Below are 18,591 nucleotides of genomic sequence, written 5' to 3' on the forward strand. Positions count from 1 at the left end.
GCGGATTCTAGACCTTCGCGGCCGCCGTGATTCCGGCACCGCCCGGAGGCTAAACTGGCGCGCATGAAACCCGTCTACGCCTTGCATCGCGGCAGCGCGCCGCTGCTGATCAGCCTGCCGCACGACGGCACCGAAGTCCCCGCCGAACTCGCCGCGCGCATGACCGCGTCCGCGCGCCGTGTGCCCGACACCGACTGGCACGTGTCGCGCCTGTACGCCTTCGCGCGCGAGCTGGGCGCCTCGCTGCTGGTGCCGGCGCACTCGCGCTACGTCGTCGACCTGAACCGTCCGCCGGACGACGTCTCGCTCTATCCGGGGCAGAACACGACCGGGCTGTGCCCGATCGTGCAGTTCAGCGGTGAGCCGGTCTATCTCGACGGGCAGCAGCCGACGCCGGAGGAGATCGCGGCCCGCGTCGAGCGCTACTGGAAGCCGTACCACGAAGCGCTGCGCGCGGAGATCGCGAGGTTGCGCGAGACGCACGGCCGCGTCGTGCTGTGGGAGGGGCATTCGATCCGCAGCGTGGTGCCGTTCCTGTTCGAAGGACGCCTGCCGGACTTCAATCTCGGCACCGCGAACGGCGCAAGCTGCTCGCCGATGCTGCAGGCCGGGCTGGCCGACGTGCTCGCCGCGCACGGCGACTACTCGCACGTCGTCAACGGCCGCTTCAAGGGCGGCTACATCACGCGCCACTACGGCGATCCGCGCGGCAACGTCGAGGCCGTGCAGCTGGAACTGGCGCAGCTGAACTACATGGACGAAGACCGTTTCGATTACCTGCCCGAGCGCGCGGAGGCGACGCAGGGGGTGCTGCGCGAGCTGCTGCTGCGCTGTCTGAAGGCTTGAACGTGAAGCTACGGAGGGTCGCTGTCAGAACGGGCGACAGGAATAGACTTTTTTCAAGCTTGAACGCGCGGCAACGGCGTCCGTGAAGACTTCGTTGGGTTCAGCTTCGATATTCCCATTCGGCCCTAGCGTGCGCAGCGCCTGACCTGCGGAATGTTCCGCCGGCACGCACTCAACGACTTCCAGGAGACAATCCATGCGCATGTCCATCCTCGCCGCCCTGATCGCCGGAGCCTTCGTCGCCAACGCCTTCGCGGCCGAGGGCACCGCGCCAGTCGCCAAGGCCGCCGAAGCGGCCAAGCCGGTCGCCGCCCAGGCGGTCGCTCCGGCCGCGGTTCCGGCGGCCCAGGCCGAGGCCGCCCCGGCGGCGAAGCCGGAGGCCGCCGCGCTGGCGACCCAGGCCGAGCCGGCGGCGATGACGTCGACCGCGGAGAAGGCGCAGGCCAAGGCGGCGGTCGCCGAGAAGACCGCCTCGGCGCATCACGGCAAGCACGGCAAGCATTCGCACGAGGCCAAGGCCGAGCCGAAGCCGACCGAGTAAGCGCGAAGCGGCGAACCGAAAACCCCGGGCATGCCCGGGGTTTTCTTTTGCGGTCGGCTCAGCGCGCCGGCACGGCGCGGTGCGAGGGTTCCAGCGACGGCAGGAACCAGGCGAGCAGGCCGATCGCGGGCAGGAACGCGCAGATGCCGTACACCGCCTCGATGCCGATGTGGTCGGCGAGTTCGCCGAGCACGGCGGCGCCGAGGCCGCCCATGCCGAACGCGAAACCGAAGAACAGGCCGGCGATCACGCCGGTGCGGCCGGGTACCAGTTCCTGCGCGTAGACCAGGATCGCCGAGAACGCCGAGGCGAGCACCAGGCCGATCACGATCGTCAGCGCGGTGGTCCAGAACAGGTTCGCGTGCGGCAGCAGCAGGGTGAACGGCAGCACGCCGAGGATCGAGCCCCAGATCACGTACTTGCGCCCGATACGGTCGCCGACCGGGCCGCCGACCAGCGTGCCGACGGCGACGGCGCCGAGGAACACGAACAGGTGCAGCTGCGCGCTCTGCGCGCTGAGCGCGAACTTCTGCATCAGGTAGAACGTGAAGTAGCTCGACAGGCTGGCGAGGTAGAAGTACTTGGAGAAGATCAGCGCGCCGAGGATCGCCATCGTGACGACGACGGTGCGCCGCGGCAGCGCCGAGCCGGCCGACACGCGCACGGCGCGATGCGCAGGAATCTGCGTGCGGTACCAGCCGCCGATGCGCGTCAGCAGCACGATCGCGACGAGCGCGGCGATGGCGAACCAGCCCACGCTTCCTTGCCCGCGCGGCATCACCACGAAGGCGGCCAGCAGCGGCCCGAGCGCCGAGCCGACGTTGCCGCCGACCTGGAACAGCGACTGCGCCAGTCCGTGCTGCCCGCCCGAGGCCATGCGCGCCACGCGCGAGGACTCGGGATGGAACACCGACGAGCCCGAGCCGACCAGCGCCGCAGCGAGCAGCAGCATCGGGAACGTGGTCGCCTGCGACAGCAGGAGCAGGCCGCTCAGGGTGCAGCCCATGCCGATCGGCAGCGAGTACGGCATCGGCCGGCGGTCGGTGTAGACGCCGACGAACGGCTGCAGCAGCGAGGCGGTGACCTGGAACGTCAGCGTGATCAGTCCGATCTGGCCGAAGTCGAGCCGGAAGCTGTCCTTGAGCAGCGGATAGATCGCCGGCAGCAGCGACTGGATCATGTCGTTGAGCAGGTGGCAGGTGCTCAGCATCAGCAGGATCGGGAACGCGGTGCGCGCGGCGGCGGTGCCGGCGTCGTCGGGGGGAGAGGCGAGGGGGGCCACGTCCGCGGACGTGGCGGCGAGCGGGGAGGGCGTGTTCATGGCGCGCAGTAGACATCGCCGGGTTCGTGCCCGCATTATCGGATAGGTCATTCTTCTTCGAGATCGGGCCATGCGCAACGTGCACGCGACGAGGGCCGACGCCCTGCCCGGAGCGATCGTCGCCACCGCCAACGAGTATCCGGTGCACCATCGCGTGGCGCGCCACCGGCACCGGCGTTCGCAGCTGCTGTACGCGGCGACCGGCATCATGATCGTCGGCACCGAGGCCGGCCGCTGGATCGTGCCGCCGGAGCGCGCGGTGTGGGTTCCGGCCGGCATGGACCACGAGGTGAAATCGCTGGTGCACGTCAGCACTCGCAGCCTCTACGTCGATCCGGCGGTCGATCCGGCGCTGCCGGTGGACTGTCGCGTGATCGCCATCTCGCCGCTGATGCGCGAGCTGCTGCTGGAGACCGCCGACCTGCCGCTGCCGTACGCGCGGGGCTCGCGCGCGGATTCGATCTTCTCGCTGCTGGTGCACGAGATCGTGCGCGCGCCGGTGCTGCCGCTGGACATCCCGATGCCGGCCGACGCGCGCATCGCCGCGCGCTGCCGCGCCTACCTGCGCCGGCCGTCGCCGCACGAGACGATCGACGACTGGTGCCGCGACCTGGACTTGAGCCGGCGCACGTTCACGCGCCGCTTCCGCGCCGAGACGGGCCTGAGCTTCGCCGGCTGGTGCCGCCAGGCGGCGATCTTCGCGGCGCTGCCGCGGCTCGCCGCCGGCGCGGCGATCACGCCGCTGGCGTTCGATCTCGGCTACGACAGCGCGTCGGCGTTCACGACCATGTTCAAGCGTGTCGTCGGCGTGCCGCCGAGCCGCTATCTCGCGCAGTCGCCGCCGAGCGCCTAGCCGTCGCGTTCATCGCCGCGGCGTCATTGCCGAGGAATTGCGTCGAAGAAGAGAAGGCGTTCTCCGTGACCTGCGCATCACCGTCGGCGAAGCCGGCATCGGCTAGCATGCCGGTTCCGCCATCGCGCACGAAGAAGGAAGACGCAATGCGATTTTCAGGATTGATGCGCAGCGTCGTGCGCACGGGCGAGGAATGGTCGGTCGAGGTCGGCGAGGACTGGGCACAGGGACGCAGCCTGTTCGGCGGCCTGCAGGCCGCGCTCGCGGTACGCGCGATGCGCGATCTGCGCTCGATCCAGGCGCCGCTGCGCAGCCTGCAGGTGGCGTTTCTGGCGCCGGTTCCGCCCGGCCCGGTCGCGCTGCGCGCGCGCGTGCTGCGCACCGGCAAGAACGTGCAGCAGATCGAGGCGCGCATCGTCGCGGGCGAGGACACGCTGTGCCTGGCGATCGGCATCTACGGCGCGGCGCGCGACTCGCGCATCGCCGTGCTGCCGGTGCAGCCGCCGGTTCCGGCCGGTGCGCGGATCGCGATGCCGCACCTGCCCGGCGTCACGCCGGACGACGCGCCGTCGACGCTGCCGGCGCCGCTGCGCCTGCCGTTCGTGCCCGGACTGACGCCGAACTTCACGCAGCACTTCGGCGTGCGCTGGCTGCACGGCAGCCTGCCGCTGTCCGGCAGCCGCGAGACGCGTCAGGTGCTGGAGCTGGACCTGCTCGACGAAGACGGCGATCCGCTCGACGAACTGCGCGTGCTGGCCTTGGCCGATTTCATCCCGCCGATCGCGCTGAACTGGCTGACCACGCCGGCCAACGGCAGCTCGCTGAACTGGATGGTCCAATTCCTGCGCGACCGCTACGACGATCTGCCGCCGGCCGGCTGGCGCGTTCACGCCGACCTCGTCGCCGCGCGCGACGGCTATCTCGACCAGAGCCTGAGCCTGTGGGCGCCGGACGGCACGCCCGCGGCGCTGGGACGGCAGGCGATGACGGTGTTCGGCTGACCGGAACGCCTCACTCCGCTTCCCCTCACCCGCGCCTGCGGCGCGGCTGCGCACTCCATGCTTCGCATCCGTTCGCGCATCCTGCGCTCACCCTCAGCCGCTCGAGGCGGCTTCGACCTCTCCCGCGAGCGGGAGAGGTGACGGCCTTGCGAGGTGAAGCGATGCGGGTCTTCTCCCTCTCCCGCGGGCGGGAGAGGTGATGGCCTTGCGAGGTGAAGCGATGTGAGTCTTCTCCCTCTCCCGCGAGCGGGAGAGGTGACGGCCTTGCGAGGTGAAGCGATGTGGATCTTCTCCCTCTCCCGCTGGCGGGAGAGGGCAGGGTGAGGGCAATCGGAGCAAGAGGTGTCGGATCGCGCCGCTCCGCTTTCCCTCGCCCGCGCCTGCGGCGCGACTTCTCCCGCGGGCGGGAGAGGTGACGGCAAGAATGACTTCCGTCGGTACGGCTGTCGTATCGCCTATGGCACCATGCGGCTTTGCCTCTGCCGGAATCGAACGCATGAGCGAGCAGGAAAACCGGTCCATCCTCACCATCAGCCTGATGGCTTCGTTCGCCGACGGCGCGAAGGACGAGCGCGAGCGCGACGAGATCCGGCGCATCGCCGAAGGGCTCGGCGGCGACGGCCTCGACGTCGCGCGGCTGTACCAGGACGTGCTGCTCGAGCGCGTCGGCCTCGACGACGCCGTCGCCGGCCTGGCGTCGGCGCAGACGCGCCAGCTCGCCTACGAGATGGCGGTGTGCGTGTGCGACGCCGACGGCGTGCAGAGCGAGGCCGAGCGAGCCTTCCTCGCCGACCTCGCCGGCCGGCTCGGCCTCGACCCGGCGAGCAGCCGCGACTACAGCGAGCGCGCCGAGGCGATCGCTTCGGCGCCGCTCGGCGCGACCGGCGGCGCTGCGGCCGTCGCGACGCCGGCAGCGCCGCCGGCGTCGACCGCCGAGCGCCCGTCGTCGATGAGCGATGCCGAGATGGACAAGGCGATCCTCAACGCCTCGATCCTCAACGGCGCGCTCGAACTGCTGCCCGAATCGCTGGCGACGATGGCGATCATTCCGCTGCAGATGAAACTGGTCTACCGCATCGGCCAGTCCTACGGCTACGAACTCGACCGCGGCCACGTCAAGGATTTCCTCGCCACCGCCGGCGTCGGCCTGACCTCGCAGTACATCGAGCAGGCCGGGCGCAAGCTGCTCGGCGGCCTGATCGGCGCGATCGGCGGCGGCCTGCTCGGCGGCCTCGGCCGCCAGGCGGTCAGTTCCGGCATGAGCTTCGCCAGCACCTACGCGCTCGGCCACGTCGCCAAGCGCTATTACGCCGGCGGCCGCGTGCTGTCGACGCAGATGCTGCGCGAGGCATTCCAGCAGATGCTCGGCGAGGCGAAAGACCTGCAGGCGAACTACCTGCCGCAGATGCAGGAGCAGGCGCGTTCGCTCAATCCGGCGAAGATCGTGCAGATGGTGCGCGGCGGCTGAGGCTCTCGATGGGGCGAGAAGAAAGTCGAAGTGGATCCCCGCGTTCGCGGGGATGACGGAGCCTTTCGACGCTCCTGACGTGGCCGCGCCGGGCGTCGCCCGGCGCCCGCGTCAGACCTCCAGCGAGGCGAGATCGCCCTTGGTCTCGAGCCACTCCTTGCGGTCCGCCGCGCGCTTCTTCGACAGCAGCATGTCCATCAGCTTGGCGGTGCCGTCGTCGCCGTCGGCCGGGTCGCCGACGGTGAGCTGCACGAGGCGGCGCGTGTCCGGGTCGATGGTCGACTCGCGCAGCTGCGAGGGATTCATCTCGCCCAGTCCCTTGAAGCGCGTGACATTGACGGCGCCCCTGATCTTCTCGCGTTCGATCTTCTCCAGCATCGCGTCGCGTTCGGATTCGTCCAGGCAGTAGAACACCTGCTTGCCGACGTCGACGCGGAACAGCGGCGGCATCGCGACGAAGGCGTGACCGCCGCGTACCAGGGCGGGGAAGTGCTTGAGGAACAGCGCCGACAGCAGGGTCGCGATGTGCAGGCCGTCGGAATCGGCGTCGGCGAGGATGATGACCTTGCCGTAGCGCAGGCCGGACAGGTCGTCCTTGCCCGGATCGCAGCCGATCGCGACGGCGAGGTCGTGCACTTCCTGCGAGGACAGCACCTGGCCGGATTCCACTTCCCAGGTGTTGAGGATCTTGCCGCGCAGCGGCAGGATCGCCTGGAAGTCCTTGTCGCGCGCCTGCCGCGCGCTGCCGCCGGCGGAATCGCCCTCGACCAGGAACAGCTCGGTGCGCGACAGGTCGCTGGAGGCGCAGTCGGCCAGCTTGCCGGGCAGGGCGGGGCCCTGCGTGATCTTCTTGCGCACGATCTGCTTCTCGGCCTTCAGCCGCAGCGTGGCGCGTTCGATCGCCAGCTGGGCGATCTTCTCACCGATCTCCACGTGCTGGTTCAGGTACAGCGAAAAGCCGTCGTGCACGGCGTTCTCGACGAAGCCGGCGGCGTCGCGCGAGGACAGGCGTTCCTTGGTCTGGCCGGAGAACTGCGGATCGCCCATCTTCAGCGACAGCACGAAGCACAGCCGGTCCCAGACGTCCTCGGGCGCCAGCTTGATGCCGCGCGGCAGGAGGTTCCTGAACTCGCAGAACTCGCGCAGCGCGTTGGTCAGGCCCGAGCGCAGGCCGTTGACGTGGGTGCCGCCCTGCGCGGTCGGGATCAGGTTGACGTAGCTCTCCTGCGTCAGCTCGCCTTCCGGCAGCCAGGCCACCGCGAACTCGACCGCACCGCTGTCGCGCTGCACGTGGTTCACGTACAGCTCGGCCGGCAGGTATTCGACCGCGCCGAGCATCGAGCGCAGGTAGTCGCGCAGGCCGTCCTCGTAGTACCACTCGACCTGCTCGCCGCTGGCCTCGTCGGTCAGGCGCACGGTCAGGCCGGCGCACAGCACGGCCTTGGCGCGCAGCACGTGCTTGAGGCGCGGCAGCGAGATCTTCGGCGAATCGAAGTATTTCGGATCGGGCCAGAAGTGCACGGTGGTGCCGGTCTGCTTCTTCGGCACCGTGCCGGTCACGCTGAGGTTGCTCGCGCGCTCGCCGTCCTTGAAGTTCATGCGGTAGACCTGGCCGTCACGCTTGATCGTGACTTCCACGCGCTGCGACAGCGCGTTGACCACCGACACGCCGACGCCGTGCAGGCCGCCGGAATACTGGTAGTTGCGGTTGGAGAACTTTCCGCCGGCGTGCAGGCGCGTGAGGATCAGCTCGACGCCGGGGATCTTCTCCTCCGGATGGATGTCGACCGGCATGCCGCGGCCGTCGTCGGCGACGGTCACCGAGCCGTCCGCGTGCACGGTCACGTCGATGGTCCTGGCGTGGCCGGCGAGCGCCTCGTCGACCGAGTTGTCGATGACTTCCTGCGCCAGATGGTTCGGCCGCGCGGTGTCGGTGTACATGCCCGGGCGGCGTTTGACGGGGTCGAGGCCGGAAAGGACTTCGATGTCGGCGGCGTTGTAGCGGCTGCTCATTGCGGAACGGAGGCGGCGTGGCGGTGAAGGGCGTGCAGGATGGGCATTCGATCCGCAAGGGTCAAGCTCGCCGGCGCGCGCCGCTGCCGGGCGCGGCGGACCGGATCCTGCGGCGACGCGAAACCGGGTGCCTGCGCCGTTCGGGGGAAAAAAAGAAGCGCCCGCGCGATCGCGCGGGCGCAGGCGGAACCGTGCACGGGCGCTTCGCGTCGAACGCGGGGCGCGGAGGCGTCGGGATCAGCCGTCGAAGCCGAAGCCGTGGCAGAAGATCGTGTCGCCGCGGTACTCGTAGGCGCCGATATCGGTGGCGTGCACGTTCGGGCGGCGGCAGGCGTTGGCGTCGATCGTGCGCGCGACACCCGCGCCGCGCTGGTCGCCGGTCAGGTTGCCCGGATTGCTGCCCGCGTCGACCGCCGGACTTGCGTGCGGGATCGGATGCACGGGCGTGCGGCCGCCGTGCGCCGTCGTCAGCTCCTGGAGCAGTGCGTCGGCTTCGATGTTGTCGCTGCCCGTGGTGACGACGCCGATGGCCGGCATGATCTGGAACAGGCTGTGGTCGACGTTCAAGGTGCTTTCCGGAATGCCGGTCCTGCGCGTCAGGTCGATCGGCTGGTTCGTGTCGCCGTGCGTGTTGCGGTTGAACAGGCTGCTCTGCACGGTGGCGAGCGTCTTGACGCCGACGTTCACCCACATCGCTCCGCCCGCATTCGCGCCGGACGCGACGCCGGGCGCGGTCTTGTTGTCGGCGAAGGTGGAATTGCGCACGGTGAGGTAGCCGTTCCACATCGCCAGCGCGCTGCCCGTCGCGAACTGGTGCTGCGATTCATTGCGCGAGAACGTGGTGTTCTCGATCACGCTCTGCGGCGTATCGGTATTGGTGGCGCCGCTGAAGTAGATGCCGCCGCCGTAGCTGCTGATGGCGACGTTCTCGATCAGCGCGCTGCGTGACAGCGTGAAGCTTTCCACCGTGATGGTGTCGATGCCGCCACCTTGCTGCGCGGTGTTTTCCTGGAACACCGTGTCGGCGATCGTCGCCCTGGCGCCGGGCGAGGCGATGTGCAGGCCGCCGCCGTACTGGGCGCGGTTGTCGACGAAAATGCTGCGGTCGATGCGCAACTGGCCGCGGCTGAAGTACAGCCCGCCGCCCGAAGGCTGGAACTGGCCGACAGCGCCGTTGCCGCGCAGGACGACGTCGCTCAAGGTCAGGTTCGCGCCGGCGACGCTGACGGCGCCGCCGTTGCGGCTCGCGGTGTTCTGCTGGAACACCATGTCCGACAGGCGGATGTCGGCGTGGATCGAGCTTGCCTCGTAGAACAGGCCGCCGCCGCTCTCGTTGTTCGGCGTCACGCCGTTGACGACCGTCATGCCGCTGATCGCGAACGTCTTGTCGGACGCATTGGCGTTCACCAGATGGAACGCACGGCCCTGGTTGGCGTCGAGGGTGACGCGGGCGGCTCCGGGGCCGGTGAGGGTCAGGCTGTCGGTGACGGTCAGTTCGCCGCCGACCAGCGTGATCGTGCCGGGCGCGGCGAGCTGGAACGTGATCGTGTCCGCGCCGGCCGCCTGGTTGGCCTGCGTGATCGCGTCGCGCAGGGTGCCCGCGCCGCTGTCGCCGAGGCTGGTGACGGTGAAGGTCGCGGCATGCGCGCAAGGCGCGCCGGCGATCAGGGCGGTGCAGAGCAGGGGGTGAATCATTCGCATGGCATGTTCCTGGGTTGAAATCCTTGACCGCGCACTGTCGCAACGAACCTCGTCGGCGTGGTTGCCGATGCGGGTGCGCAGGCGTTGCGGCCGTTGTGGAAAGCGGTGAGCGGTACCGGCGGCGGCCCGCATCGCCCGGCCGGGCGGGGCGCTCTAGAATCCGTCGCCGAGCCAGGCGCGAACGAGGAAACCGGATGAACGAAGCCCCACGCGCCGAGCGCGCCCTGCTCTGGCTGGTCGCACTCGGCGTCTTCATGCAGATGCTGGACTCGACCATCGTCAACACCGCGCTGCCGGCGATGGCGGCGGGCCTGGGCGAGAGCCCGCTGCGCATGCAGTCGGTGGTCATCGCCTACGCGCTGACGATGGCGATGCTGATTCCGGCGTCGGGCTGGCTGGCCGACCGCTTCGGCACGCGCCGCGTCTACTTCACGGCGATCGTGCTGTTCACCCTCGGCTCGCTGCTGTGCGGAATTTCCTCCAGCCTCAGCCAGCTGGTCGCCGCACGCGTCCTGCAGGGCGTGGGCGGGGCGATGCTGCTGCCGGTCGGGCGCCTGGCGGTGCTGCGCTCGTATCCGCGCGGCGAGTTCCTCAAGGCGATGAGCTTCGTCACGCTGCCGGGCTTGATCGGCCCGCTGGTCGGCCCGACCCTGGGCGGCTGGCTGGTCCAGGCGATCTCCTGGCACTGGATCTTCCTCATCAACATTCCGGTCGGCCTGATCGCCGCGCTGGCGACCCTGCGCCTGATGCCCGACGCGCGCAGCCCGGTCGGCGCGTTCGACCTGTCCGGCTACGCGATGCTGGCGATGAGCATGGTCGCGATCTCGCTGTCGCTGGACGGCCTGTCCGAACTGGGCCTGCGCCACGCGACGATCGCCGTGCTGTTCCTGTTCGGCATGGCGATGTTCGTCGCCTACTGGCTGCATGCCACGCGCGTGCCGAAACCGTTGTTTCCGCTGGCGCTGTTCCGCGTGCCGAGCTACCGCGTCGGCATCCTCGGCAACCTGTTCTCGCGCATCGGCAGCGGCAGCATGCCGTTCCTGATTCCGCTGCTGCTGCAGGTCGGCCTGGGCTTCACGCCGCTGGAGGCGGGCATGACGATGATTCCGGTCGCGCTGGCCGGCATGGCGTCCAAGCGCGCCGTGGTGCCGATCGTGCAGCGCTTCGGCTATCGGCGCGTGCTGATCGTCAACACCATCCTGGTCGGTGCGGCGATGGCGAGCTTCGCCCTGATCGGTCCCGACCAGCCGGCCTGGCTGCGCATCGTGCAGCTGTCCGCGTTCGGCCTGGTCAATTCGCTGCAGTTCACGGCGATGAACACGGTGACGCTGCGCGACCTCGACGGCGAGCTGGCCAGCGGCGGCAACAGCCTGCTGTCGATGGTGATGATGCTGTCGATGAGCTTCGGCGTCGCCGCCGCCGGCGGCATCCTCTCCGCGTTCACCGAGGCCTTCGGCGTGGAGCGCGGTCCGGCGGCGCTGCCGGCCTTCCACGCCACCTTCGTCAGCGTCGGCCTGGTGACGATGATGTCGGCGTGGATCTTCTGGCAGCTCGAACCCAAGCGCCGCTACCCGGTGCCGCCGCCGGCCGATCCGATGTAGCGCGGCGGCGCGGCCGGACCGTCGAGGGCGCCGGCCGCGCGATTCAAGCTGTCTGCGCGGATGCGCCCCCGCCGCAGCGGGGGCGCGGATCCGTCATCGTCAGTCGTTGAAGCCGTAGCAGAAGATCGTGTCGCCGCGGTATTCGTAGGCGCCGATGTCGGTGCGGTTCACCAGCGGGCGACGGCAGGGGTTGAAGTCGATCGTGCGCGCGAAGCCGGCGCCGCGCTGGTCGGTGGTCAGGTTGCCCGGGTTGGTGCCGGCGTCGATGGCCGGGCTGTCGGCCGGGATCGGATGCACCGGCGTGAGGCCGCCGTGCGCCGTGGTCAGATCCGCCAGCAGGGCATCGCCTTCGAGGTTCGCGGTGGCGTTGGTGATGACGCCGATCGCAGGCAGGGTCTGGAACAGGCTGTGATCGACGTTCAGCGTGCTCACCGGCGTGCCGGTGTCGCGGGTCAGGTCGATCGAGCCGTCGGCGTTGCCGTGCGTGTTGCCGCTGAACAGCGTGCTCTGCACGGTCACGCGCGTGGTCGTGCCTGCGCTGACCCACAGCGCGCCGCCCGCGCCCGCGCCGGCAGCGGTGTCCGGTCCGGTGGCGTTGAACGCGAAGGTGGAGTTGCGCACCGTCATGTTGCCGCTCCACACGGCCAGGCCGCTGCCCTTGCCGAACTGGTGCGCGGAGACGTTGCCGGAGAAGGTGGTGTTCTCGATCACGTTCTCCGCCGAGCCGGCGTCGGTGACGCCGGCGAAGTAGATGCCGCCGCCGAGCGGCTGGCCGGTCATGTTCTCGACCAGGGCGCTGCGCGACATGGTGAAGCTTTCCATCGTGTCGGCGAGGATGCCGCCGCCGGTGTGCTCGGCGATGTTGCCCTGGACCAGCGTGTCGAGGAAGACCGCCTTGGCGCCCGGCGAGGCGACGCGGATGCCGCCGCCGAACTGCGCGCTGTTGTCGACGATGCGGCTGCGCTCCACGCGCAGCAGGCCGCGGCTGAAGAACAGCGCGCCGCCGGACGGCTGGAAGCCGTCGGCGGCGTGGTTGTTGTTCATCGTCACGTTGGTCAGCGTCAGGTTCGCGCCGGCCACGCTGACCGCGCCGCCCTTGCGGCCGGCCGTGTTGCCCTCGAACACCATGTCCGTCAGGCGGATGTCGGCGTGGATCGAGCCGGCCTCGTAGAACAGGCCACCGCCGCTGTCGTCGCTGGCCGTGGCGATCGCGCCGCTGGTGATCTTCAGCCCGCTGAAGGCCCAGGTCTTGTCGCTGGAATCGGCGTTGACGAGGTGGAACACGCGGCTGGCGCCATTGGCCGTGAGGGTGACGCGGCCGGCGCCGGGGCCGGCGAGGGTCGCGCTGTCGGTGATCGACAGTTCGCCGCCGGTCAGGGTCAGCGTTCCGCTGAGGCCGGACTGGAACTGGATCGTGTCGGCGCCGGCGGAGGTATTGGCCTGCGTGATCGCTGCGCGCAGGCTGCCCGCGCCGCTGTCGTTGAGGTTGGTGACGGTGAGGGTGGCCGCTTCGGCCAGCGGCGCGCCGAGCAGGAGCGCGGCGCAGAGCAGGGTGCAGGGGTGGGTCATGTCGTCGTCCTTCGTGTTCGTCGTTCGGGGCGTGGGGCTGGCCCGGCGCGCCGGAAGGCGCCCGTGGATGAGCCGTTACCGACGAATACGGAGCGCGACGCAATTTCCTATCAGGGCGCCGGCGGGGGATCGCAGCCGCCGGCGGCCGGTGCCAGGGGCGCCGGGCCGGCGCCGTGCATGGCGCGGCGATCACGCGGAACGGGGACGGAAACGGGGTCGCGGCGAGGGGTGGATCGGCGGCCGGCGGCGGGCCGCGCGCGGCGGCGTCGCGCCGCAGGCTCGCCCGTACCCCGTGCAAGCGATTAGAATACGGATTTCCAGCGGACGGTTTTACCCATGACCCCCCTCGTTTTCGTGACCGGCGGCGTGGTGTCCTCGTTAGGCAAGGGCATCGCCGCGGCGTCGCTGGCTGCCATCCTCGAAGCGCGCGGGCTGCGCGTGACGATGATGAAGCTCGATCCGTACATCAACGTCGACCCGGGCACGATGAGCCCGTTCCAGCACGGCGAGGTCTACGTCACCGACGACGGCGCCGAAACCGACCTCGACCTGGGCCACTACGAGCGCTTCGTGCGCACGCGGCTGACCGGCAAGAACTCGATCACCACCGGCAAGATCTACGAGAGCGTGATCGCCAAGGAGCGCCGCGGCGACTACCTCGGCGCCACCGTGCAGGTGATCCCGCACATCACCGACGAGATCAAGCACCGCATCTACGAGGCGACCCAGGGCTACGACGTCGCCCTGGTCGAGATCGGCGGCACGGTCGGCGACATCGAATCGCTGCCGTTCCTCGAGGCAATCCGCCAGATCCGCATCGAGCACGGCGCCGACGCGGCGATGTTCATGCACCTGACCCTGGTGCCGTACATCAAGGCTGCCGGCGAGATCAAGACCAAGCCGACCCAGCACTCGGTCAAAGAACTGCGCTCGATCGGCATCCAGGCCGACGTGCTGCTGTGCCGCTGCGAGCAGCCGCTTCCGCAGGCCGACCGCCGCAAGATCGCGCTGTTCACCAACGTGCCGGAGAAGGCCGTGATCAGCGCGGTCGACGTCGACGTGATCTACAAGCTGCCGCAGTGGCTGCACGCGCAGAAGCTCGACGAGATCGTGGTCGACCGCCTCAAGCTCAACGCCAAGCCGGCCGACCTGTCCGAATGGGACCGCACGGTCGAGGCGGTGGAGCACCCGCACGGCGAGATCACCATCGCCATCGTCGGCAAGTACGTCGAGCACAAGGACGCCTACAAGTCGCTCGGCGAGGCGCTGCGCCACGGCGGGCTCAAGCAGCGCACGCGCGTCAACCTGCGCTGGATCGAATCGGAGGAGATCGAGCGGCGCGGCCCGGACCAGCTCAAGGACGTCGACGGCATCCTGGTGCCGGGCGGCTTCGGCAAGCGCGGCTTCGAGGGCAAGATCGCCGCGGCGCGCTATGCGCGCGAGAACAAGGTGCCGTACTTCGGCATCTGCTACGGCATGCACGCGGCGGTGACCGACTTCGCGCGCAACGTGGCCGGCCTGGAAGGCGCCAATTCGAGCGAGAACGACCGCAACTGCGCCCATCCGGTGATCGCGCTGATCACCGAGTGGACCACCGGTTCCGGCGACGTCGAGAAGCGCGACGAGAACTCGGACAAGGGCGGCACCATGCGCCTGGGCGCGCAGGAATGCCGCCTCAAGGCCGGCACGCTGTCGCGCGAGCTGTACGGCCAGGACGTGGTGCGCGAGCGCCATCGCCACCGCTACGAGTTCAACAACCGCTACCGCCAGCAGTTCGAGGACCTCGGGCTCATCATCGCCGGCAAGTCGATGGACGATCTGCTGGTCGAGATGATCGAGCTGCCGAACCATCCCTGGTTCGTCGCCTGCCAGGCGCATCCGGAATTCACCTCCACGCCGCGCGACGGCCATCCGCTGTTCATCGGCTTCATCCGCGCCGCGCGCGAGCAGAAGGCGGTGCGCGAGGCGCCGCGGCTTGCGGCGACGCAGGAGGCGGTGGCTTGAAGGCACGCGCCCGGATGCCGGCGTCACGCCCGCGCAGGCGGGCATCCACTGTCGGCCCGTCGCGCAACCGCGCGGCGGGCTTCCATGTTCGCGGGAATGACACCGTAGGGAAAGCTCCGCAATGAAACTGTGTGGATTCGAGGTCGGCCTCGACCGGCCGCTGTTCCTGATCGCCGGTCCCTGCGTCATCGAGTCGATGCAGCTGCAGCTCGACACTGCCGGCACGCTGAAGGAAATCACCGGCAGGCTCGGCGTGCCGTTCATCTTCAAGTCGAGCTTCGACAAGGCCAACCGCACTTCCGGCAGCAGCTTCCGCGGCCCCGGCCTCGAGGAGGGACTGAAGGTGCTGGCCGAGGTGAAGCGCCAGATCGGCGTGCCGGTGCTGACCGACGTGCACGAGTACACGCCGATGGACGAAGTCGCCAGCGTCGTCGACGTGCTGCAGACACCGGCCTTCCTGTGCCGGCAGACCGACTTCATTCAGAACGTGGCCCGCGCCGGCAAGCCGGTCAACATCAAGAAGGGCCAGTTCCTGTCGCCGTGGGAGATGAAGCACGTCGCCGCCAAGGCCAAGGCCGTCGGCAACGAGCAGATCATGGTCTGCGAGCGCGGCGCCAGCTTCGGCTACAACAACCTCGTCTCCGACATGCGCTCGCTCAGCGTCATGCGCGACACCGGCTGCCCGGTGGTGTTCGACGCGACGCATTCGGTGCAGCTGCCCGGCGGCGCCGACGGCAAGAGCGGCGGCCAGCGCGAGTTCGTCCCGGTGCTGTCGCGCGCCGCGGTCGCAGCCGGCATCGCCGGCATTTTCATGGAAACGCATCCCGATCCGGACAAGGCGCTCAGCGACGGGCCGAATGCGTGGCCGCTGGGCAGGATGGCCGCGCTGCTCGAGACGCTGGCCGGCATCGACCGCCTGGTCAAGCACGAAGGTTTCCTCGAGACGCCGTGATGACCGGCCGCGACGACGAAATCGTGCAGCTGTTGCGCGACATCCGCAGCGGGCAGCAGGAGCACCTGGCCCTGTACCGCGACGTGGTGCAGCGTTCGCTCGATACGCAGCAGCTGTCTGTCGACCTGCAGCGGCGCAGCGCGCGGTTGTATCGCGTCGTCGTCAGCGTCGCCGCGGTGCTGGTCGCCGGACTGCTCTACTACCTCCATTCCCTTTCGAACTGACGAGCCTTTCCGCCCCATGACATCGATCGCCACGATCCACGCCCGCGAAATCCTCGACTCCCGCGGCAATCCCACCCTCGAAGCCGAGGTCACGCTGGCCGACGGCTCGTTCGGCCGCGCGGCGGTGCCGTCCGGCGCCTCGACCGGCTCGCGCGAAGCGGTCGAGCTGCGCGACGGTGACAAGGCGCGCTATCTGGGCAAGGGCGTGAAGAACGCGGTGGCCAACGTCAACACGACGATCGCGGCGGCGCTGAAGGGCTTCGACGCGGCCGACCAGCGCGGCCTCGACGAAAAGCTGATCGCCCTCGACGGCACGCCGAACAAGGGCAAGCTCGGCGCCAATGCGCTGCTCGGCGTGTCGCTGGCGAACGCGCACGCGGTCGCCGCATCGAAGAAGATTCCGCTGTGGAAGCACCTCGCCGGCGGCCGCGCCGCGCGCCTGCCGGTGCCGATGATGAACATCATCAACGGCGGCGCGCACGCCGACAACAACGTCGACATGCAGGAATTCATGATCCTGCCGGTCGGCCTGCCGAACTTCGCCGAAGGCCTGCGCGCCGGCACCGAGATCTTCCACGCGCTGAAGTCGGTGCTGAAGGGCCGCGGCCTCAACACCGCCGTCGGCGACGAGGGCGGCTTCGCGCCGAACCTGAAGTCCAACGAGGAAGCGATCGAGACGATCCTCGAGGCCGTGTCGAAGGCCGGCTACGCGATCGGCAAGGACATCTGGCTCGGCCTCGACGTCGCCAGCTCCGAATTCTTCAAGGACGGCGCCTACCATCTGGAAGGCGAGGGCAAGGTGCTGTCTTCGGCGCAGTTCGCCGATTTCCTCGCCGCCTGGTGCGCGAAGTACCCGATCGTGACGATCGAGGACGGCATGGCCGAAGGCGACTGGGACGGCTGGAAGCTGCTGACCGACAAGCTCGGCAAGACCGTGCAGCTGGTCGGCGACGACCTGTTCGTGACCAACACGGCGATCCTGAAGGAAGGCATCGACAGGCACATCGCCAACGCGATCCTGATCAAGGTCAACCAGATCGGCACGCTGACCGAGACGCTCGACGCGATCGCGATGGCCGAGGCGGCCAAGTACGCCTCGATCATCTCGCACCGCTCCGGCGAGACCGAGGACACGACCATCGCCGACCTGTCGGTGTCGACCGCGGCGACGCAGATCAAGACCGGTTCGCTGTGCCGCTCCGACCGCGTCGCCAAGTACAACCAGCTGCTGCGCATCGAGGAAGCGCTCGGCGCGGCCGCCCGCTACGCCGGCAAGGACGCGTTTCCGAACCTGCCAGGCTTCAAGGGCTGAGGCAGCGCGCGCGTGCTGCGCTACGTCGCGCTGATCCTGCTGATCCTGCTGATCGCGCTGCAGGTGCGCCTGTGGAGCGGTCAGGGCGGGCTGCACGACGTCTGGCGGCTGCGCGAGCGCGTCGAGGAGCAGAAGGCGGAGAACGCCAAGCTGAAGGCGCGCAACGACACGCTCGCCGCCGAGGTCGAGGACTTGAAGCACGGCGACGAGGCGATCGAGGAGCGCGCGCGCGCCGAGATCGGCCTGCTCAAGCCCGGCGAGACGTTCTACCAGGTCGTCGACCAGAACGCGGACAAGTCCAAGGAAAGCAAGGGCGATGAGCGGCGCTAGGCCGGCGCGGAAGTCTTCCGGCCGCGACGGCGACGAGACGCTGCGGGCTTTCCCCGGGCGGCTGTGGTGCGTGGTCCCGGCGGCCGGCCGCGGAACGCGTTTCGGCGCGCAGCGGCCCAAGCAGTACGTCGCCCTGGCCGGCAAGCCTCTGCTGCAATGGACGCTGGAGCGGCTGGCGGCCTGCGAGCGCATCGGCGGCCTGGTCGTCGCGCTGGCGGGCGACGACGCGCACTGGCCGGGCCTGCGCGAGCTGGCCGGCAAGCCGGTGCTGACCACGGTCGGTGCCGACGAGCGCAGCGGCTCGGTGCTGGCCGGCCTGCGCGCGCTGCCGGCCTCGGTCGGTGGCGACGACTACGTGCTCGTCCACGACGCCGCGCGCCCCTGCGTGCGCGGCGACGACATCGCGCGCCTGATCGACCGCGGTGTCGCGGCCGGCGGTGCGCTGCTGGCGGCACCGCTGCGCGACACGCTCAAGCGCGCCGATGCGCAGACGCGCGTCGCCGCCACCGAGTCGCGCGAGGCGCGCTGGCGCGCACTGACCCCGCAGCTGTTCCGCCGCGCCGAGCTGATGGATGCGCTGGAGCGCGCCGACCGCGACGGCGTGGCCGTCACGGACGAGGCGATGGCGATGGAACTCGCCGGCCACCGGCCTTTGCTGGTCGAGGGCGCGGAGAGCAACATCAAGGTGACCACGCCGGCGGATCTGGTGCTGGCGGAGTTTCTTTTGAGAGGGCTGAGGGCTGAGGGCTAAGAGGAGGGCTGAGGGCTGAGAGCAGAAGCGCTTGCGCGACGCCGATACGCTTGTGGTCGAGCGATCGAGCGAACATGCCGTCAATGCTCGCCCGTCGGTTCGCC

General features: G+C 69.5%; 16 protein-coding genes. 12 read left to right on the forward strand and 4 right to left on the reverse strand.

What is annotated here, in order from left to right; translation table 11 throughout:
• Positions 1 to 63: 63 nt before the first annotated feature.
• Complete coding sequence (gene hutG / locus ACFO6Q_RS13735; protein WP_380021674.1) at positions 64 to 846, forward strand: N-formylglutamate deformylase; 783 nt, start codon at positions 64 to 66, stop codon at positions 844 to 846.
• Between the two features lie 196 nt (positions 847 to 1,042).
• Positions 1,043 to 1,387 carry a hypothetical protein gene (locus ACFO6Q_RS13740; RefSeq protein WP_380021675.1) on the forward strand — a complete coding sequence of 115 codons (345 nt, stop codon included), beginning with the start codon at positions 1,043 to 1,045 and terminating at the stop codon, positions 1,385 to 1,387.
• A 58-nt stretch (positions 1,388 to 1,445) separates the two neighbouring features.
• Here the strand turns inward: ACFO6Q_RS13740 and ACFO6Q_RS13745 are convergent, their stop codons facing one another.
• A complete protein-coding gene (locus ACFO6Q_RS13745) occupies positions 1,446 to 2,708 on the reverse strand; it encodes an MFS transporter (RefSeq protein WP_380021676.1) in 1,263 nt (420 codons plus the stop codon).
• 70 nt (positions 2,709 to 2,778) lie between these two features.
• Here ACFO6Q_RS13745 and ACFO6Q_RS13750 point away from each other — a divergent pair, with 70 nt between their 5' ends.
• The 3 genes from ACFO6Q_RS13750 (at position 2,779) to ACFO6Q_RS13760 (ending at position 6,030) form a co-directional block, all read left to right on the forward strand.
• Positions 2,779 to 3,561 (forward strand): AraC family transcriptional regulator, encoded by a 783-nt coding sequence (locus ACFO6Q_RS13750; protein WP_380021677.1) that lies wholly within the window; start codon positions 2,779 to 2,781, stop codon positions 3,559 to 3,561.
• A gap of 146 nt (positions 3,562 to 3,707) precedes the next feature.
• A complete protein-coding gene (locus ACFO6Q_RS13755) occupies positions 3,708 to 4,562 on the forward strand; it encodes an acyl-CoA thioesterase (protein WP_380021678.1) in 855 nt (284 codons plus the stop codon).
• A 496-nt stretch (positions 4,563 to 5,058) separates the two neighbouring features.
• A complete protein-coding gene (locus tag ACFO6Q_RS13760; RefSeq protein ID WP_380021679.1) occupies positions 5,059 to 6,030 on the forward strand; it encodes a YcjF family protein in 972 nt (323 codons plus the stop codon).
• Between the two features lie 111 nt (positions 6,031 to 6,141).
• Here ACFO6Q_RS13760 and parE read toward each other — a convergent pair whose 3' ends face one another.
• Both parE and ACFO6Q_RS13770 read right to left on the reverse strand, forming a co-directional pair.
• A complete protein-coding gene (parE, locus tag ACFO6Q_RS13765) occupies positions 6,142 to 8,043 on the reverse strand; it encodes a DNA topoisomerase IV subunit B (protein WP_380021680.1) in 1,902 nt (633 codons plus the stop codon).
• Between the two features lie 237 nt (positions 8,044 to 8,280).
• On the reverse strand, positions 8,281 to 9,744 hold the full coding sequence (locus ACFO6Q_RS13770) for a choice-of-anchor Q domain-containing protein (protein WP_380021681.1): 1,464 nt from the start codon (positions 9,742 to 9,744) through the stop codon (positions 8,281 to 8,283).
• A 194-nt stretch (positions 9,745 to 9,938) separates the two neighbouring features.
• Here ACFO6Q_RS13770 and mdtD point away from each other — a divergent pair, with 194 nt between their 5' ends.
• Positions 9,939 to 11,345 (forward strand): multidrug transporter subunit MdtD, encoded by a 1,407-nt coding sequence (gene mdtD, locus ACFO6Q_RS13775; protein WP_380021682.1) that lies wholly within the window; start codon positions 9,939 to 9,941, stop codon positions 11,343 to 11,345.
• 99 nt (positions 11,346 to 11,444) lie between these two features.
• Here mdtD and ACFO6Q_RS13780 read toward each other — a convergent pair whose 3' ends face one another.
• On the reverse strand, positions 11,445 to 12,914 hold the full coding sequence (locus ACFO6Q_RS13780) for a choice-of-anchor Q domain-containing protein (RefSeq protein ID WP_380021683.1): 1,470 nt from the start codon (positions 12,912 to 12,914) through the stop codon (positions 11,445 to 11,447).
• A 336-nt stretch (positions 12,915 to 13,250) separates the two neighbouring features.
• Here ACFO6Q_RS13780 and ACFO6Q_RS13785 point away from each other — a divergent pair, with 336 nt between their 5' ends.
• From ACFO6Q_RS13785 to ispD, 6 genes are all read left to right on the forward strand, one after another.
• Positions 13,251 to 14,918, forward strand: coding sequence for a CTP synthase (locus tag ACFO6Q_RS13785; RefSeq protein WP_380021684.1), 1,668 nt, complete (start codon positions 13,251 to 13,253; stop codon positions 14,916 to 14,918).
• 121 nt (positions 14,919 to 15,039) lie between these two features.
• A complete protein-coding gene (gene kdsA / locus ACFO6Q_RS13790; protein WP_380021685.1) occupies positions 15,040 to 15,870 on the forward strand; it encodes a 3-deoxy-8-phosphooctulonate synthase in 831 nt (276 codons plus the stop codon).
• Complete coding sequence (locus ACFO6Q_RS13795) at positions 15,870 to 16,094, forward strand: hypothetical protein (protein WP_380021686.1); 225 nt, start codon at positions 15,870 to 15,872, stop codon at positions 16,092 to 16,094. Before kdsA ends, ACFO6Q_RS13795 begins: the two co-directional genes overlap by 1 nt.
• Positions 16,095 to 16,110: 16 nt before the next feature.
• A complete protein-coding gene (gene eno, locus ACFO6Q_RS13800; protein ID WP_380021687.1) occupies positions 16,111 to 17,406 on the forward strand; it encodes a phosphopyruvate hydratase in 1,296 nt (431 codons plus the stop codon).
• A 12-nt stretch (positions 17,407 to 17,418) separates the two neighbouring features.
• Positions 17,419 to 17,736 carry a cell division protein FtsB gene (gene ftsB / locus ACFO6Q_RS13805; protein WP_380021688.1) on the forward strand — a complete coding sequence of 106 codons (318 nt, stop codon included), beginning with the start codon at positions 17,419 to 17,421 and terminating at the stop codon, positions 17,734 to 17,736.
• Positions 17,723 to 18,487 carry a 2-C-methyl-D-erythritol 4-phosphate cytidylyltransferase gene (gene ispD / locus ACFO6Q_RS13810; RefSeq protein ID WP_380021689.1) on the forward strand — a complete coding sequence of 255 codons (765 nt, stop codon included), beginning with the start codon at positions 17,723 to 17,725 and terminating at the stop codon, positions 18,485 to 18,487. The genes ftsB and ispD overlap by 14 nt, the downstream gene beginning before the upstream one ends.
• Positions 18,488 to 18,591: the final 104 nt, after the last annotated feature.

Origin of the sequence: Dokdonella ginsengisoli (assembly GCF_042652785.1) — a bacterium.
Taxonomy (GTDB): domain Bacteria; phylum Pseudomonadota; class Gammaproteobacteria; order Xanthomonadales; family Rhodanobacteraceae; genus Dokdonella_A; species Dokdonella_A ginsengisoli.

Excerpts from the sequence above, each read along its gene's own strand:
- hutG (WP_380021674.1), top strand. The coding sequence starts at position 64 with ATGAAACCCGTCTACGCCTTGCATCGCGGCAGCGCGCCGCTGCTGATC.
- ACFO6Q_RS13740 (WP_380021675.1), top strand. The coding sequence starts at position 1,043 with ATGCGCATGTCCATCCTCGCCGCCCTGATCGCCGGAGCCTTCGTCGCC.
- ACFO6Q_RS13745 (WP_380021676.1), bottom strand. The coding sequence starts at position 2,708 with ATGAACACGCCCTCCCCGCTCGCCGCCACGTCCGCGGACGTGGCCCCC.
- ACFO6Q_RS13750 (WP_380021677.1), top strand. The coding sequence starts at position 2,779 with ATGCGCAACGTGCACGCGACGAGGGCCGACGCCCTGCCCGGAGCGATC.
- ACFO6Q_RS13755 (WP_380021678.1), top strand. The coding sequence starts at position 3,708 with ATGCGATTTTCAGGATTGATGCGCAGCGTCGTGCGCACGGGCGAGGAA.
- ACFO6Q_RS13760 (WP_380021679.1), top strand. The coding sequence starts at position 5,059 with ATGAGCGAGCAGGAAAACCGGTCCATCCTCACCATCAGCCTGATGGCT.
- parE (WP_380021680.1), bottom strand. The coding sequence starts at position 8,043 with ATGAGCAGCCGCTACAACGCCGCCGACATCGAAGTCCTTTCCGGCCTC.
- ACFO6Q_RS13770 (WP_380021681.1), bottom strand. The coding sequence starts at position 9,744 with ATGCGAATGATTCACCCCCTGCTCTGCACCGCCCTGATCGCCGGCGCG.
- mdtD (WP_380021682.1), top strand. The coding sequence starts at position 9,939 with ATGAACGAAGCCCCACGCGCCGAGCGCGCCCTGCTCTGGCTGGTCGCA.
- ACFO6Q_RS13780 (WP_380021683.1), bottom strand. The coding sequence starts at position 12,914 with ATGACCCACCCCTGCACCCTGCTCTGCGCCGCGCTCCTGCTCGGCGCG.
- ACFO6Q_RS13785 (WP_380021684.1), top strand. The coding sequence starts at position 13,251 with ATGACCCCCCTCGTTTTCGTGACCGGCGGCGTGGTGTCCTCGTTAGGC.
- kdsA (WP_380021685.1), top strand. The coding sequence starts at position 15,040 with ATGAAACTGTGTGGATTCGAGGTCGGCCTCGACCGGCCGCTGTTCCTG.
- ACFO6Q_RS13795 (WP_380021686.1), top strand. The coding sequence starts at position 15,870 with ATGACCGGCCGCGACGACGAAATCGTGCAGCTGTTGCGCGACATCCGC.
- eno (WP_380021687.1), top strand. The coding sequence starts at position 16,111 with ATGACATCGATCGCCACGATCCACGCCCGCGAAATCCTCGACTCCCGC.
- ispD (WP_380021689.1), top strand. The coding sequence starts at position 17,723 with ATGAGCGGCGCTAGGCCGGCGCGGAAGTCTTCCGGCCGCGACGGCGAC.